Annotated in this window: 15 protein-coding genes; 6 read left to right on the top strand and 9 right to left on the bottom strand. The window is 68.5% G+C overall.

What is annotated here, in order from left to right; genetic code table 11:
- Positions 1–24: 24 nt before the first annotated feature.
- From ED92_RS31580 to ED92_RS31605, 6 genes are all read right to left on the bottom strand, one after another.
- Positions 25–402 (bottom strand): hypothetical protein, encoded by a 378-nt coding sequence (locus ED92_RS31580; RefSeq protein ID WP_037344784.1) that lies wholly within the window; start codon positions 400–402, stop codon positions 25–27.
- A gap of 10 nt (positions 403–412) precedes the next feature.
- The gene (locus ED92_RS31585; protein WP_037344786.1) at positions 413–1,759 is read right to left on the bottom strand and encodes an alpha/beta hydrolase; all 1,347 of its coding nucleotides are present in this window, start codon (positions 1,757–1,759) and stop codon (positions 413–415) included.
- A gap of 29 nt (positions 1,760–1,788) precedes the next feature.
- A complete protein-coding gene (locus tag ED92_RS31590) occupies positions 1,789–3,093 on the bottom strand; it encodes a WXG100 family type VII secretion target (protein WP_037344787.1) in 1,305 nt (434 codons plus the stop codon).
- On the bottom strand, positions 3,090–3,494 hold the full coding sequence (locus ED92_RS31595) for a hypothetical protein (protein ID WP_037344789.1): 405 nt from the start codon (positions 3,492–3,494) through the stop codon (positions 3,090–3,092). Before ED92_RS31595 ends, ED92_RS31590 begins: the two co-directional genes overlap by 4 nt.
- Positions 3,495–3,603: 109 nt before the next feature.
- Positions 3,604–3,906, bottom strand: coding sequence for a hypothetical protein (locus tag ED92_RS31600; protein ID WP_005155348.1), 303 nt, complete (start codon positions 3,904–3,906; stop codon positions 3,604–3,606).
- Positions 3,907–3,927: 21 nt separating this feature from the next.
- Positions 3,928–4,269, bottom strand: coding sequence for a WXG100 family type VII secretion target (locus ED92_RS31605; RefSeq protein ID WP_076153289.1), 342 nt, complete (start codon positions 4,267–4,269; stop codon positions 3,928–3,930).
- A gap of 230 nt (positions 4,270–4,499) precedes the next feature.
- On the opposite strand from ED92_RS31605, the gene ED92_RS31610 reads away from it, so the two are divergent.
- Positions 4,500–5,444 carry a hypothetical protein gene (locus ED92_RS31610; RefSeq protein ID WP_037345683.1) on the top strand — a complete coding sequence of 315 codons (945 nt, stop codon included), beginning with the start codon at positions 4,500–4,502 and terminating at the stop codon, positions 5,442–5,444.
- A 63-nt stretch (positions 5,445–5,507) separates the two neighbouring features.
- Here ED92_RS31610 and ED92_RS31615 read toward each other — a convergent pair whose 3' ends face one another.
- Positions 5,508–6,206: a trypsin-like serine protease gene (locus ED92_RS31615; protein ID WP_037344791.1), complete on the bottom strand. Its 699-nt coding sequence runs from the start codon at positions 6,204–6,206 to the stop codon at positions 5,508–5,510.
- Positions 6,207–6,388: 182 nt separating this feature from the next.
- Here ED92_RS31615 and cpt point away from each other — a divergent pair, with 182 nt between their 5' ends.
- Entirely contained in the window at positions 6,389–6,916 is a 528-nt protein-coding gene (gene cpt, locus ED92_RS31620) for a chloramphenicol phosphotransferase CPT (RefSeq protein WP_037344794.1), read from the top strand.
- On the opposite strand, the gene ED92_RS31625 is transcribed toward cpt, so the two are convergent.
- Positions 6,903–7,331 (bottom strand): neocarzinostatin apoprotein domain-containing protein, encoded by a 429-nt coding sequence (locus ED92_RS31625; RefSeq protein WP_037344795.1) that lies wholly within the window; start codon positions 7,329–7,331, stop codon positions 6,903–6,905. The genes cpt and ED92_RS31625 overlap by 14 nt on opposite strands.
- Before the next feature lie 215 nt (positions 7,332–7,546).
- On the opposite strand from ED92_RS31625, the gene ED92_RS31630 reads away from it, so the two are divergent.
- Positions 7,547–8,299, top strand: coding sequence for a hypothetical protein (locus ED92_RS31630; RefSeq protein WP_037344797.1), 753 nt, complete (start codon positions 7,547–7,549; stop codon positions 8,297–8,299).
- A 349-nt stretch (positions 8,300–8,648) separates the two neighbouring features.
- Here ED92_RS31630 and eccCa read toward each other — a convergent pair whose 3' ends face one another.
- Positions 8,649–12,590: a type VII secretion protein EccCa gene (gene eccCa, locus ED92_RS31635; protein ID WP_052120976.1), complete on the bottom strand. Its 3,942-nt coding sequence runs from the start codon at positions 12,588–12,590 to the stop codon at positions 8,649–8,651.
- Between the two features lie 152 nt (positions 12,591–12,742).
- On the opposite strand from eccCa, the gene ED92_RS31640 reads away from it, so the two are divergent.
- Genes ED92_RS31640 through ED92_RS31650 form a run of 3 tightly spaced genes read left to right on the top strand, consistent with a single transcriptional unit; the run spans position 12,743 to position 15,957 of the window.
- Positions 12,743–13,522, top strand: a complete 780-nt coding sequence (locus ED92_RS31640; protein WP_037344800.1) for a WXG100 family type VII secretion target — start codon at positions 12,743–12,745, stop codon at positions 13,520–13,522.
- Between the two features lie 20 nt (positions 13,523–13,542).
- Positions 13,543–14,589 carry a hypothetical protein gene (locus ED92_RS31645; protein ID WP_037344801.1) on the top strand — a complete coding sequence of 349 codons (1,047 nt, stop codon included), beginning with the start codon at positions 13,543–13,545 and terminating at the stop codon, positions 14,587–14,589.
- A gap of 18 nt (positions 14,590–14,607) precedes the next feature.
- Positions 14,608–15,957 (top strand): WXG100 family type VII secretion target, encoded by a 1,350-nt coding sequence (locus ED92_RS31650; RefSeq protein ID WP_081975969.1) that lies wholly within the window; start codon positions 14,608–14,610, stop codon positions 15,955–15,957.
- Positions 15,958–15,964: the final 7 nt, after the last annotated feature.

Genomic DNA, 15,964 nt, shown 5'->3' on the forward strand with positions numbered 1-15,964 from the left:
GGTCTTTCGCGACCCCCTGGGGTTTTAGGGGACGGATACGCAGGCGGTCGAGCCCACGATGGCCACGCCGTCGCCGACGCGGGAGACGTGCACGTTGAAGTCGGCGCCGTCGCGGCTGAACTGCGCGATCAGCTCACGCGGGTTGCTGCGGTCGCGCCACCGCCAGCCCTGGCTCTCCAGCATGGGCAGGACGTCGTCGACGAGTTTGCGGATCGCGTCGGTCGCGTCGTCCACGCGGAGGCCGTACTGCCAGCAGAGCGACCGGCCCGGCTGGGTGGGGTCGCAGTCCAGCTCGCCTTCCACGGTGCGCTCCGCGCTGGTGCCGAAGGTGCCCGCGACACCGTCGATGACCGCGGTGAGGTCCTCGGCCAGCGGGTCGAGTTCGGTGTGCTTCGTGATCATGAACAGTCCCTCACAAGCCTCGTCCGACGCCTTCGATGACCATCTCGCGCAGCGAGCCGCCGGTGAAGCCTTCGTGCGTGACCGCGCCGCCCGTGATCACACCGTAGATGTTGTTCCACGAATCGGAACCGGGTTTCAGCACACCGCTGTGGGAATCGAACCCCCACTGCAGGTCGCCGTTCGCGTCGCGGCCGGTTTCCAGTTCGACGACGCCGGGGAAGCGGTCGGGGTCCGCTCCGTGCCCGGCGCCGAGCCATTCGATGAGGCCGGCGTTGCCCTGTGCGATCACGATCGGGTCGAAGGGGGCCGTCATGGAGTACCGCTGTACACCGGCCTGGCTGGCCGGGAGGTCGCTCGGGCTCCAGATCCCGTGCCCCATACCCGCGGACTCGACGTGCAGCACCTGGTCGGCCTTGAGCCCGAGCTGCTCGGCGAGCCCGACGGTCGCGCCGCCGTAGCTGTGCCCGACGGCGGTGACCACCACACCCGGTCCGGCGTGGCTGTCGATCTGGCCGCGCAGTTCGTCGCCGAACGCCTTGAGATCGGGCGCCATCGTCTGCGCGTAGTGCGCGGCCGGGCCTTCGGTGACGACGTTCTGGGGGAAGACCCCGTCGGCCCAGACCACCATCGCGGTCCGGCCGGTGGCGTCCGCGGCGACCAGGCTCTTGCCGAGGTCGGCGTAGCTCTGGAAGTTGTCGAACGAGGTGTTGACGCCGGGGACGAACAACCCGACGTTGCGGGTGCCCGGCTCGATGCGGCCGACCAGTTCGACGATGCGCCCGTTGCCGGACGGGTCGAACCTCAGGATCTGCCGGTCGTTGGCGAGGATGTCCTCGTACAGCGCGATCCGCGTGCGCGCGCTCGCGATGTCGTCGGCTTTCCCGCCCTGTGCGAGGAGGTTCGCGAGCCGCTCGCGTTCGGCGGTCAGCGCGTCGGTGACCTTCGTGCGGTTCTCGGCGATCGCGGTGGCCCACGAGCCGGTGTCGGCCGCGCCGCCGACGCCTGCCGGATTCCCGGCCTTGGGCAACGGGTTCTCCGGCATCAGCGACCGGTACGAGGCGGCGACCTGGACGTCGGCGCGCCGATAGCCGCCACCCGCGGCCGTCAGTCCCTGGTGGATGACCGTCGCCTTGGTGATCTGGCCGTCGAGTTTGCCCGAGACGTCTTTGATCGTCTTGGTGTACGTGGCCGAAGCCGCGCTGGAAGCCGAAACCTGGCCGAACGCGGTCGCGGGGACGTTCTCACCCGCCAGCGCGGTCTGCGCGGTCTTGAGCACGCCGGCGCGCTGTTCGAGTTCGGCCGCCGCCGCTTCGAGCCTGGCGGGGGCGACTCGGTAACCGCCCGCACTGGATGCCATCACCGAGCCGCCTCTCCTGGTCGGGAAAATCAGTACTGTTCGGGTTCTTCGCCGAGCACGGCGGGAGCGACCGGGGACGACTGGCCCCAGACGTTCTCGGTCTCCACGAGCCACGGCGGGATCCGTCGTCCGGAACCCATGTCGCCGCCCGCGCCCATGCCCATCGGCATCATGGGCATCATCGGCATCGCGCCCTTGGCCGCCGCCGCGCCCGCGGCACCGGCCGCTCCGCCGGCGAGCCCGCTCATCGCGCTGCCCGAGCCGCCGTCGCCCGCCAGACCGGAGAACGCGGCCGGGGCCTCACCGGGGCCGGAGAACCCGCCACCGCCACCGGCGCCGATCGCGCCACCGTCCAGCGACGGCGCGCCGCCACCGCCGATCGGGATACCGCCGCCGGCACCACCGGCGGTCGCGCCGGCCGCACCGGCACCGCCGCCCGCGGGCTCGCCGTTCTTGTCCTTGTCGTTCTTGCCGTTCGCCCACGCGGGCACCCGCGGCATGATCGAGCCGAACCGGCCGAACGCGGCGGCCGAAGCCGCGGCGAGACCGGCGGTGAACATGTCGCCGAACAACGGGTTCGACTTGGGCGGCTGGCCGGGCTGCCCGGTGGTGGGCGGCGTGGAGCCGTCCGAGGGCAGCGGATGCGTGTTGTCGCCGGGAACGACGCCGACACCCGGCGTCCCGCCGATGTTGTTGCCGACCGAACCGCCGGGGGCCGTGCCGCCACCGGTGACCGGCGGCGGGGTGACGGCGTTCGGCGAGGCCGGAATCGACTCCTCGGCCGTGGAGTACTCGCCCGCGAGCTGCGTCATCACGACGATCGCCTTGCTGTGCGCCGCGCTGGCCGCGCTCGCCGCCTGCTGCTGCGCTTCGACGTTCGCGATGGCCTGCTGACGTTGCTGGGCGGCGTTGATGATCGTCGCCTGCGACGAATCCGGCGGCAGGAGCGGCGGATTGACGGCCAGCGCGAGATCGGCGGGGGAGACGTCCGGCACCGCGACCGGCGGCGGCATCTCCTTCTTGGCCTTCACCAGCGCGTCCGCCGCGTCCTCGAGGAGGTGGTTCATCGCGTTCGCGGTCTGGGCGACCTTGCGGATTCCGCCGACGAGGTCGGTGATCATCGTGTGGTACTTGTCGGCCGCTCCGCCGGTCCAGCTGGTGGAGAAGTCCTTCAGCTCGCCGGTCAGGTTCTCGGCCTGCTCGAACAGCCCGGAGCCGGTGGACTGCCATTTGTGGGCCGCGTGGCGGGCCGTGTTGGGGTCGCCCGCCTGCAGCATCGCGTAGAGCTGCTGGTGCGAATACGCGGCGAAGTTCGTGTGCGCGGTGTCGGTCATCCCTTGTTCCCCCCGCCGTTCGAGCCGCTGTTACCGCCCAGCACGCCCCCGAGGACGTTGAGCAGCGGATCGAGCAGCCCGGTCTGCTGGCTCGAGTGGTGCATGTCGCCCGCCACCGAATCGTCGGCCGCCGCGTAACCGTCGGCGACGGTCGTCGTGACGTCCTGCGCGAACGTGATCGCGCCCTTGACCTGATCCAGCAGGCCCTGCATCTCGGCGACGGCGGCCTGGTGCGCCTTGTTGAGTGAACCCGCCTCCCCGAACTCGCCGAACAGCAGCGGCTGTTCGCTCAAGGTCAGCAGGAAGTCGTTCGGCTTGGACATCGCGTGGATCTGGGTCTCCAGTTCCCGCACGAAGTCCTTCAGTGATTCCAGATGGACGTAGTACGACTGGTCTTGCATTGATCCCGGCTCTCTCGAAATCGGCCATGCCAACAAGGGACGACTACGCGCAAAGCCGGCCGGCCGGTGCCGAGGGGGGTGAAAGCACCGGCCGGCCGACGGTTGGGGATCAGCCGGCGAACAGGCCCTGGTTGCGGTTCTCCAGGCTGTGCTGGAGATCGTGGGCGTCGCCGACCTTGCCACCGAACTGCGCGATGATCGCCACGATGTCCGCGGTGGCCTGGCGCAGGCGGGTTTCAGACGCACGGGCGGCCTCACCGGCGGAGCTGCCGGAGGCGTACCAGGTCTGGGTGATCGGCTGCAGGTTGGTGTGCAGCTGTTCGAGCTGTGAGGTGAGCGCCTTGGCCTTGGCGGCCAGCGAGGCCGAGCTGTGCTGCAGCGCGGCGAAGTTGATTTCGACGACGTCAGCCATGATTGGTGGTCCTCTCGCGGATCAGGGGTTCAGCCGGTGGATCACGGTCTGGTCGACGACTCCGCTGACGCCGGTGAGGCTTTCCCGGACCTGCTCGTCACCCGAGTTGTAGTTCCGGTTGCTCTCGTGAACGAGGCGCGACATCGTGTTGAGCTCGTTCACGGCGATGGTCATCTTCTCCTGCAGGCGGCGCTGCAGGTCCCAGAACGCGACGGCCTGGTCACCCTTGTAGTTGTGCAGGGTCTGGGTCAGCTCGCTCTCCAGGCTGGCCATCGTGGTCTTGGCGTTCGACGCGGTTTCCTCGAACCCCTGGACGGCGCGCGCCATCGCAGCTGCGTCTGCCTGATATCCCGTACCGGTCATTGATGGGCCACCTCCTCTCATCTCGCTGGAAATCCCGGTGAGCACCAGGGGACGCCCTGTCTGCTCTTGTGAAGGACACGCTAGAAAAGAGGGGAGTGCGGTCAAACGGCACAACTGCCGGTCGCGGTGACGGCACTATTACCCACAGGTCGGCGGTAGGGCTTTCCCCACCCTCGATCAGGGGGAGTACTCCAGTGTCCGGATCGGAGCTTCGCGGCACCCTCGAATCCATGGTGGACAAGGGATCCAGGGCAGTACCGCACCGCCCGCTGATGATCTTGACGGCGGCGATGGCGGTACTCGGCGTGATCGCGCTCGGGGGTCTGGTTTTCGACGATCGCAGCCTCGTCAACGCGCCCCTTTGGCTCAAACCGCTCAAGTTCACGATTTCCGTCGGGCTCTACGCGGTGACCCTGGCCTGGCTGATCGGGCAGCTGACCCGCGGCAAACGGCTCGGCTGGTGGCTCGGGACGGTGTTCGCGGTCGGCCTCGGCATGGACATGGCGCTGCTGTTCTGGCAGATCGCCGTCCGCGGGCGGACGCTGCACTTCAACCGGGAGACCCCGGTCGACCAGTGGATCAACAACATGGTCGCGAACGGCGCCTTCACCGGTTGGGCGGCGACGGCGGCCATCGCGATTCTCCTGTTGTTCCAACGTCTTCCCGACCGGGCGATGAATTCCGCGTTGCGCGCGGGTGCCGCGTTGTCGGTCGCCGGAATCGGGATCGCGCTGCTGATGTTCGGGCCGAACGAACAGCAAATGGCCCAGTTCCGCGCCGGCGAACGGCCGTCGATCGTCGGCGCCCACGCGGTCGGTGTGCCCGACGGCGGACCGGGGCTGCCGGTGCTGGGGTGGAGCACGGTCGGCGGGGACATGCGGATCCCGCACTTCTTCGGCATCCACGCGATCCAGGTGCTGCCGCTGGTCGCTTTCGGGCTGCTCAAACTCGCCGGGCGGTATCCGGTGCTCGAATCGGAATTCGTCCGGCGGAACCTGGTGCGGACCGCTTCGGTGGGCTTCGCGGGATTGCTCGTGCTGCTCACTTGGCAGGCTCAGCGAGGACAGTCCATCGTGCACCCGGACTTCTGGACGCTGGTCGCCGGCGCCGGGATCATCGCCGTCGTGGCGGCGGGTTCGGCGCTTTCGCTTCGGCCGATGCGCCAACTGGTCTGACGCTCAGTGTGTCTACTTTGGACTGGGGGCCGTCCGCACGCGAACGGCCCCCAGTCGGTCGTCTCAGACTCCCGCGGTGGTGCGGATCCAGCTGCGGCTCGCCGCGACACTGGCGTAGTTCTGGGTGCCCTGCGGGTTCGTGCCGGAGTTGCTGCCGGTCGAGCAGACGCCGACCTGGACGCCGTTCGCGAGCTGCGGGCCGCCCGAGTCGCCGTGCCAGGCGGAACCGTTGATGCCGACGCTGGCGATGGCCTGGCCGCCGTACGCGTCGCTGCTGGTGCCGGTGATGCGGACGTTGGCCGTCTTCAGGACGCTCGAAGGCGGGTTGTTGCCCTGGGTGCGGCCCCAGCCGTAGATCTGGTTCGTGGTGCCGTTGGCCGGGTTCGCGGTGCCGAGCTTCATGTAGGTCGTGCTGACCGCGGTCGTGAGGTGCAGCAAGGCGATGTCGCCACTCGGGGCGGCCTTCTGCTGGTCGACGTCGGCCTCGGTGCCCTGGTTCAGGTTGACGTTGCCGACCTTGACGTGCATGCCGGGCTTGTTGAGGCAATGCTTCGCGGTGAGGACCCACTGCGGTGCGATGATCGTGCCGGAGCAGTTGAAACCACCGAACGCGGTGGCGTCGTCCCAGTAGATCTGGGCGCCCCACGGCGCGGAACTCACGGTGCCGCCGCCGATGATGTCCTGGCCCGCGTTCGCGGCGGGGGTGGCGGCAAGGGTCAGCGCCGCGGCGGCGCCCGCCACCGTTGCGACGATCTTGGACATACGCATGAATACGCCCTTCGGCCTGCGTCGGGGAAACCGTTTCGAGTCGAAACGGTTTCACCAAGTTAGGTCGCGGTAAGGATTTTAGTAACCTACCGAAGTCGGTAACCGCCGTGACGAATGTATTGGCGCGTCCGTTGTATCCGTTTTGCTGGAAAAGTGTTCGTCTTTAGGCTGTCGGAGTGACGACCAGGGTGATCGTGCTGAACGGCGGCTCCAGTTCCGGCAAGTCGGGGATCGCCCGCTGTCTGCAAGCGGTACTGCCGGACCCCTGGCTCACCCTCGGCGTGGACACCTTGATCGGCGCCATGCCCGCCGCGGTCGACGAGGGGATCGACTTCGCCGGGGACGGCGGGGTGAGCGTCGGAGCGGGTTTCCGGCGGCTCGAAGACGCGTGGATGGCCGGTGTCGCGGCGATGGTGCGGGCGGGGGCCCGGGTCGTCATCGACGACGTTTTCCTGGGCGGCGCCGCGTCACAGCAGCGGTGGCGCGACGCGTTGGACGGGCTCGAAGTGCTCTGGGTCGGCGTCCGGTGTGACGGTGCCGTGGCCGCCGGGCGGGAGATGGCTCGCGGGGACCGGGTCGCGGGAATGGCGGAGGCGCAGGCCGAGATCGTGCACCGGGGCGTGGTCTACGACGTCGAGGTGGACACCGGGGTGAACGAGGCTCTGGCCTGTGCCCGGGAGATCGCCTCCGCTATCGGAAGGTGAGCTGCACCTTGACCAATTCGCCACCCGTGGAGAAATCGCTGCCGACGACCGAGCAACCCCCACTCAAGGTCTTGCAATCGTAAGCGCGGTCGTCGAACGACATATGCCGGTAGACCGTGGCGGTGGTCGAGATGACGCCGTTGGCGTCCGCCGTCGGATATCCGATGACGTAACAGCTGCCGTCCTCGGTGGGGCATTCGAGCAGCAGGATCTGGCGGTTGGCGTCGAGACCGCCGGCCGTGACGGTCACGGTCTGTTCGGCGGCGAGATTCGTCGACGGTGACACGGACATCGTCCAGCCTCGCGTCTGGGCCGCCGCCGTGCCGGGCAGGCCGACGACGGCGATCGCTGCGGTGACAGTGCTGGTGAACGCTCTGGTGAACGCGCTGGTGGCCGCGCGCCTCGAAAGTTTCACAATTCCCCCTTGTGTTCGATTCGCTTTCCCAGCCTGCCGTCGTTATGCGAGAGGCGTCAACCCCTTCGATTCGTTATCACGCGCGTCACAATCGAGTGCGCCGGATTTCTGAGGCGGATGACAAGCGCGCGGGTATGGATTGCCTGGTGCGAACGGCGCCGAGTACGGTTCGGTCCGCTACCTCGATTCCGTTGGCTGTGAAGGATTTGAGCCCTATGACTCTGGCGAATCGACGCGCCTTCCGGCTGCTCACGGCCGGCGTGGTGCTCTCGCTGGGAGCCTTTTCGCTGAGCTCGGCTTCCGCCGCCCAGGGCGAGGTCGACGCTCCGCGCGCGGACGCGCCCACCATGGCCGCGGGTTTGAAGGCGTCGTATTTCGTGCGGAATACCGTGTCGCGGATCGCGAAGCTGAACTCTCAACTGGCTACCGGTGAGGGACGTTTCGATGGCACTGTCGACTCGGTGAAAGAAACCCTCACGGGGTCGATCACTTTGCCACCCACGGTGGGCGCGTATTTCGTGGCTTTTCGCTTCATGCCGGTGACGAGCACTGTCAGCCTGGTTTCCGAGGGCGACCAACACGGGGTATTGGTGAAGAACCCCGGCGACGCGGGTGTGGTGGCCCCGAGGCTTTTCCCGGACGGCAAGAAGTACCTGTCGGTGATCATCGACCTCACGCTCAGTCTCGGCCTTCGGCTGAGCGACACCAAGGTCGATGGCAAGGTGCTCGATCTAGGGCCCAATTGCAAAACGGCGGCTCCGCTGACGATCAAGGTCAAGGGATTGACGGGGTTGCAGGACACGGCGCCGCCGACGGTGCTCACGAGCAGCTTCGAGATCCCGCCGTTCTCGGGATGCGGGGTGCGGGAGGATCTGGACAAGCTGCTGACCGGCATGATCTCCGGGCCTGGCAACGAGATGAGCACGACGATCGCGGTGCGGTGCATCAGTACTTGTCCTGAGGGGTAGCTGCTCGTCGGGGAGGTCTGGCATGCCCCTCAGGCTGTCCAATAAGGACACTTTTCGAGGAAAAAGAGTCTGATTTGGGCACTTTGCGCAGTGTGGCCCTGGGGTCGTGAGTGGCAATGGTCGTTCTAACCCTCTTTATCACTCACGACCCCCGCAGGAATCGGACTCCATGACATCAATCGGGCGCGCAGTCCGCGCAAGGTGTCCGTTGTGGACACTCGCGCCGGGGACATCCCCGCGAGTCATTCCGTAATCCCGCGCGGCTGGGGGGCTGCGGTGTAGGTGCGGCCGGTGGGGGTCGCGGCAAGCAACTCCAGACGCTGTTCGTACAGCCGGCTACAGCCGGTGCTCAGTCCTCCACCGGCTTCGTCCACGCCACCTGCACCAGCCCGGTCCCATGCCGCCGCGACACCAGCACACCCCGCCCGGCTGGCTGCGGTCCCGGCTTCACGTCGCCGAGCAGCGCCCCTTCATCCCGCGAGCCGGACATCACGAGACCGGGCGAACCCAGCTCCCGGATCCGTTGCAGCACAGGCTCGAACAGGGACCGTCCTGCGCCGCCGCTGCCGCGCGCGATGACGAGGTGGAGCCCGATGTCCCGTGCCTGCGGCAGGAATTCCAGCAGCGGCTGCAACGGGTTCCGGCCGACGGTCGCGACCATCTCGTAGTCGTCGACGAGCACGAACAGCTCCGGACCGCGCCACCAGGACCGGTTCCGCAACTGCTCCGGCGTGACGTCCGCGCCGGGCAGCCGGTTCCGCATCGCCTGCTGGCACTGCTCGATCAGCCCGCTCAGCACGGTTTCCGAACCCGCGTAGCCGAGCAGATGCGAATCCGGCACCGCGCCCAGCATCCCGCGCCGGTAGTCGGCGACCACGATCGCCGCTTCCTCCGGGGAGTACTTCGACACGATGCCGTGCGCGATCGCGCGCAGGAGCGAACTCTTGCCGGATTCCACATCGCCGAAGGCCAGGAAGTGCGGTTCGGTGGCGAAATCAAGGTGCACCGGCCGCAGATTCGATTCCGCGATGCCGAGCGTGACCTGCTTGCGCGGCCCGGCTTCCAGCGAGTCCAGCGGGACCTCGGCGGGCAGCAGCCGGACCTGCGGCGCCGCCGCACGATTCCAGGCCGCCGAAATCCGGCGGTTCAGATCCAGCCCACCGGCGCCGACGGTGTCCGGCCGCTGGTCCGAGTCGATCCGCGGGAGCGCCGCGAGGAAGTGCAGCTTGTCCGCGGTCAGCCCGCGTCCCGGCCGGTCCGCCGGGACGTTCTGCGCGATCTTGCGGTCGATCAGCGAGTCCGCCGGTTCACCGAGCCGCAGTTCGAACTTGGTGCCGATCGCGTCCCGCAACGGCGCCCGCATGCCCATCCACTGGTTGATCGAGACGACGACGTGGATACCGAAACCGAGCCCGCGTGACGCGAGGCTGGTGATCTGTTCCTCCAGCTGCTCGTATTCCTGGCGGATCGTGGTCCAGTTGTCCACGAACAGGAAGACGTCGCCGAATTCGCGGCCTTCCGTGCTCTCCCGGAACTCCGAGCGCCGCTGGCGGAACGTCGTGATCGACTCGATCCCGTTGGCGGAGAAGAACTCCTCGCGCTGTTCGAGCAGGGTCGTCAGCTCCGCCACCACCCGCCGGCACCGCTGGGCGTCGCGCCGCGTCGCGTAGCCGGACACGTGGGGCAACCCGGCGATCGGCGCCAGCGCGCCACCACCCATGTCCAGCACGAACAGCTGGACCTCTTCCGGTGTGTGGGTCAGCGCGAGCATCGCGGCGATGTCGCGCATCAGCGTGCTCTTGCCGCTCTGCGGCGCCCCGACGATCAGCGCGTGCCCGGCGGCACCGGAGAAATCGGCCCAGAGCATGTCGCGCCGCTGCTCGAAGGGCTTGTCCACCAACGCGACCGGGATCATCAGCTTGCCGTTGCCGCCCCAGCCCAGCGGGCACAAGCCGCGTTCGGGGTCTTCACCGAGCGGCGGCAGCAGCTGGTCCAGGGTGGGCGGTTCGGCCAGCGGAGGAAGCCAGATCTGGTGCGCCTCCGGGCCTTTGCCTTCGATCCGCGAGATCATCGCGCCGATGATCGTCTCGCCGGTGCCCTTTTCGACCGGCTCCTCGGCTTCTACGGTCACCGGGATCTCGACCGGCGCCAGCGTGAACGGCATCAGGCCGAGACTCCGGCCGTCCTTGCGCACGATCTTGCTGCGCGGCGGCAGTTCCCCCGAGACGTACGCGGCCTTGAGCCGGATGAGGGTGTCGTTGTCGGACTTCAGATACGCCGAACCAGGCACGGGCGGCAGCTGGTAGGCGTCCGCGACACCGAGCACCGCGCGGCTCTCCGACGCGGAGAAGGTCCGCAGGCCGATCCGGTACGACAGATGCGAATCGAGCCCGCGCAGCCGTCCTTCCTCCAGGCGCTGCGAGGCCAGCAGCAGATGGATCCCGAGACTCCGGCCCAGCCGCCCGATCGCGACGAACAGGTCGATGAACTCCGGCCGCGACGACAGCAGCTCGCTGAATTCGTCGATGATCACCAACAGCGACGGCAGCGGTCGCAGGTTGACGCCCGATTCCCTGGCCTTTTCGTAGTCCCGCACCGACGCGTAGTTCCCGGCGGCGTGCAGGAGCTCCTGACGCCGCAACAGTTCGCCGTTCAGCGCGTCCGCCATGCGGTCGACCAGCGCGAGGTCGTCGGACAGGTTGGTGATGACGGCGCAGGTGTGCGGCAGCCCGGTCATCCCGGCGAACGTCGCCCCGCCCTTGAAGTCGATCAGCGCGAGGTTGAGCTTCTCCGAAGAATGCGTGACGGCGAGCGCGGTGACCAGCGTCCGCAGCAGCTCGCTCTTGCCGGATCCGGTCGCGCCGATGACGAGACCGTGCGGACCCATGCCGCCTTCCGCCGATTCCTTGAGGTCGAGTTCGACGGGCCTGCCTTCGGGGTTGACACCCAACGGGATCCGCAGCCGGTCCCGTGCCGAACGCGGTGCCCAGGTGACCGCGGTGTCGGTGTCGCGCGGATCGCCGATGCCGAGCAGCCCCGCCAGCCCGAACGTCGCCGACATCGGCGCCTCGCTGACCACCGCCGCCCCCTGGAACAGCGGCGTCAGCATCCGGGACAGCGCCTCGGCGGCCCCGCGGTCCAAGGTGTCCGGCTTGCCGAGGAACCCGAGCCGCTGCTCCGTCCCGTCGCCGACGACCATGCCGAGCTGATCGGGACTCATGTGCAGGCTCAGCAGCCGGTCCGACGAGACCGAACGCGGCTGCTCCGTGCCGATCTCCACCACGGTGACGCCGAGCCTGCCTTCTTCGGCGACGAGCCGGGTGTCGCCGTGGACGTGCCCGCCGTCGACGATCACGACGACATGCGGCAGGTCCAGCCGGGTGTCCGGCCGCCGGGTGAACGCGGGCCGGTCGGCGAGGTCGGGGCCGAGGAGGTCGGCGAGCTTCCCGGAGTCCGCGTCCACGAGCCGCCGCGGACCGGCGGCGTCGGCCGCGGTCGAGGCGACATGCGGCAGCCACTTCGCCCATTCCCAGTCGTGCAGCCTGTCGTCCTTGACGCACAACGCGATCCGCAGGTCACCGGGCGAGTGGAAGGTCGCGAGCTGGGTCAGCAGCGCCCGCGCCGTGCCGAGCGTGTCCGGGCGGCGGCCGGACAGGCTGACCTGCGCGAACGATCGCAGCGAGATCGCGACCGGGAGCCCGTCCACCGTCGAGTAGGTGCGGATGAAGTGCTTGAGGTTCGTCGAGCACACCGGGTCGAGGTCTTCCAGCGGCACGGTCTGCGGAGCCTTCAGCGGTGTCGCCAGCCGCTGCGGTCCCGTCCCTACGCGCACCTGCCCGAACTGCGGATCGGATTTGCGGCGATCCCACAGTTTCCCCGTCTCGATGTACGCCCACAGATCCGCCGGGTCGGGCTGCAGCGCGGCCATCGCCGCGCGCTGGTTGTCCGCGATCTCGCGGACCTGGCCGCGCAGACCGGTCAGATACCGCTGGTAGTCCCGGCGTTCCTCGTTGATCTGCGCCTTCTTCTGCGCGCCGCCGCGGCCGAGCGACATCACCACCATGCCCACCATCGCGGTGAGGAACAACGCGCCGAAGATGTAGGTCATCACCCCGCCGTCGCGTCCGATGTAGACGAACGACATGGCGCCCATGCCCAGCATCATCGGCATGAACATCAGCAGCTGCATGGCTCCGCCGGAGGAGCCCTTCGGCAGCATCGGCGGGGACTGCAGGACGATCTCACCGGGCTGCTCGCCCAGGGCCGGCAGGCGGTCGCGAGTGGCGCTCATCAGGGTCTTTCTGGCCGCTTGTGGGTAATCCTGCCGATCATTCTGGCCACTCGTGCCGCCCTTGCGGTGGGTACTTTTGCCGTCCGCTCACGTCTGGTGGCGAACTTACGCTGCTGGTCACGCAGACGTGGGGGAACGAGAGAAGGAGAGCCATGGTCGGCACGGGCGAGTACCGGGCGGAGCCCGAGGCCATGCGCTCGGCGGTCGGGAACCTGGGCGGCATCATCATGCAGGGCATCAACGTCGTCGCCGACCTCGAACGCACCGTCCTGCAGCCGATGTCGTTCGCCACGTTCGGCAGCGCGGTGGCGGCGGCCAACACGGCGATGCAGAGCCAGCAGGTGGTCGCGGTCCGCACCCTGCTGCAGCTGCTGCAGCAGATCAACGGCTTCATCAAGAGCAGCGCCGACGCGTACCAGGCCGCCGACGAGGCGGTCGCGGGCGGATACGGCGGCCGCCCCGGCGGCGGTGCCGGATCGACGTCTTCGTCGATCTGGGGGAACTCGCACGCCTCCGAGCTGGCGACCCTGGCCATCAACGACAGCGCCGGCGCCAACGGCGAGCCGTCTTCGGTCGGCAACGTGCTGCGTTACCTGGAGGACGCGCGGCTGGGGCAGCTCGGCGACCACCCGATCACCGACACGCGGTTCCACGGCGTTTCGGATTTCAACGACTGGCTGGCCGGTGACGCCGACAACCAGGCGCGGGTCGGGGTCATCGAGGTCTACGCGGGTACGGCTCGCAACTTCGGCGACGTACCGGGCGGTGTGCACAGCGGCGACGTCGTCGTGGTCGAGCCGCTCCTGTTCTCCGACAGCAAGCCGATCATCGCCATCGCCGGAGAGGGCGGGCTGCTCTACAACCACGGACTCGTCGAAGCGGATATCAACGGCCTGGCGAAGGTCAGCGTCTACCGCCCGGCTTCCGTCTGACTTCGGGCCTGAGGAGCGACATGCTGACTTACCCCAATTCCAGCGCGATGGACGCCACGGCGTCCTCGGGCGGGCCGATCACCATCCTGCCGCAGATCCTCACCGGCCAGCCGGAGCAGATCGCGAAGCACGTGCTCGAGGTGCTCAAGAAGGCCAACGAGTTCCTCACCATGTACAACGAGGTGACGAAGGCCGCCGAGCAGCTGGGCAAGATCTGGTCCGGCGGCGCGTCGGACTCCGCGCTGAAGAAGATCACCGATTCCCTGAACTCGCTGACCAAGATCATCCAGGTCGTGCAGAAGGGTGCCGAGCTGCTCGGCATCGCCGGGACGCTGATCAAGACCGCGCAGACCGCGTACAAGGCGGTGGTCTCGGCGGTGAACCCGACGGTCGCGGGCTTGATGTCGAATCCGTGGACCTACGGTGCCGCGGTCGCGCTTTCCACCGCCACCAGTGCTTCGCTGCGCGCGTTCATCACCGCGATCGGCGCGCTGCTGAAGGCGCTCGGCGTGGTCGACCTCGCCAACCAGATCACGCAGATCGCCACCATCATCGGCGAGGTCCAGAAACTGTTCGGGCACAACGACGCCGGTGACAACGGCGCGGCGGGCAACTCGGCGGTCTCCGGCACCCCGGTCACCAACCCGCAGGCGCCGGGTTCGGTCGCCAGCGGTTCGGGGCAGGCCGCGATCGGTGGTTCCGGTGGCGGCGCGGGCGGTGGTTCGACGCCGGGCGAGACGCCGCCGTTCACCCAGTACCGGCCGCCGGCGTTGGGCGGCAACGGATCCCAGGGCAACTGGCCGGGTGGCGCCGACGCCTGGATCCCGGTGGACAGACCCTCGGGCGGCGGCGCGGGTTCATCGGGCTCGTTCCCGGGAGCGGGAGCGGTCGCGGGCAACGGGAACACCGTCACCATCACCACCGACCTGAGCACCGGCAAGTCCACCGTGCAGGCGCCGGGTGGTCAGGACATCGATATCGACATCGACATGAACTACGGCGGAAAGCACTTCGAGCAGCACATCGACATCGACGCGGGCGCGGATTCACCGGCGAAGGGCAGGTAAACCGTGTGGGGGAGCGGTGTGGTCGACGCTTCGGGCGTCGTCAGCTCGATCCTGTCGAATTACCGGCGGCTCGTGGTCGAGTACCAGCGGCGGGTCACCGGTGACCCGTCGGCGCTGACCGCGGCCGGTCAGCGGTGCGGCGAGCGGGCGTCGACGGTGTCCGGCCGGGCGGACGAGATCGGCAAGGCGTCGAAGGCGCTCAACGCGTCTTGGGAAGGCGACGCCTACACGGCGTTCTCCGTCTCCGCCGCGAAACTGTGCCAGGAACTCGGCGAGCTCGGCGCGAAACTGAGCGACCAGTCGAACCGGCTGCGGGCGGGAGCGCAGGCGCTGCAGGGCGCGAAGTCCTGTGTGGACTCGATCCTCGCGCAGTTCGACCAGTACGCCGCGCAGCTCACCAGCCAGGCGCGGACGGCGAACGCGAACGTGGTCAACGCGTTCATCTCCGCCGCCCGCCAGCTCGGCGAACGCGCGGCGCAGGCGGCGCAGGAGATCGCCGACGAGCTGAGCGAGGAACTCGCGCGGCTGTTCCCGCCGGAGGGCACCGGCCGGATCGAGCACGAGCTCGGCAAATGGGGTCGCGGCCCGTTGTACTGGCTCAACGGCGAAGCGCTCGACGGCCGCAAGCGCCCGCGTTCGCATCCGTCGTGGTTCGGCAATTCCGGCTGGAAGAAGCTCACCTGGGACGGCCTCGAAGGCACGCGCGCCCCGCGGGCGGGCGACACCCCATTCGGCAGGCCGAAGCCGGAGACCCTGGGCGGAAAGGCCTGGGGCAACACCGAGATCACCTACGCCAAGTGGAAGCAGGAGCAGGACGGCTTCACCCCGGGGTGGGACGCCAAGATCTCCACGCAGGGCTGGGACTTCAAGGCGTCCGGGCACGCCGAATTGGCCGCCTTCAAGGAAGAACTCGAAGGCAAGAAGGAATGGGGCGTCGCTTCGGCCAGTGCCAAGGGGACCGCGTTCGTCGGCGGTGAGGTGAACGGATCGCTGCAGGCTGGCGCGCACGGGGTCGGCGTGCACGCCAACGCCTTCGTGGGCGGCAAGATCGAAGGCGAGCTCGCGGCGGACGTGGCGGGCGTGGGCGTCGGTGCGAGCGGCACCCTCCAATATGGACTCGGTGCGCAGCTCGACGGCCAGGCGGTCTACGACGCCGGGCACATCAAGGTCAACTTCAAGGCGGGTGTCGCGCTCGGGCTCGGTGCCGGGGTCGGCGCGAAGATCGACATCGACCTGCCGAAGATCGCGGACACCTTCGGCGAGTACGGCGGTGCGGCCGTCGACGCGGTGAGCGGGGCGGCGGGCCAGGCGGCGGACGCCGTCGGCGAGGCGTGGGACGACGCGATCTCCTACGTGGGCACGTGGTGACGGGGAT

This window comes from Amycolatopsis sp. MJM2582, assembly GCF_000754115.1.
In the GTDB taxonomy this organism is placed as follows: Bacteria; Actinomycetota; Actinomycetes; order Mycobacteriales; family Pseudonocardiaceae; genus Amycolatopsis; species Amycolatopsis japonica.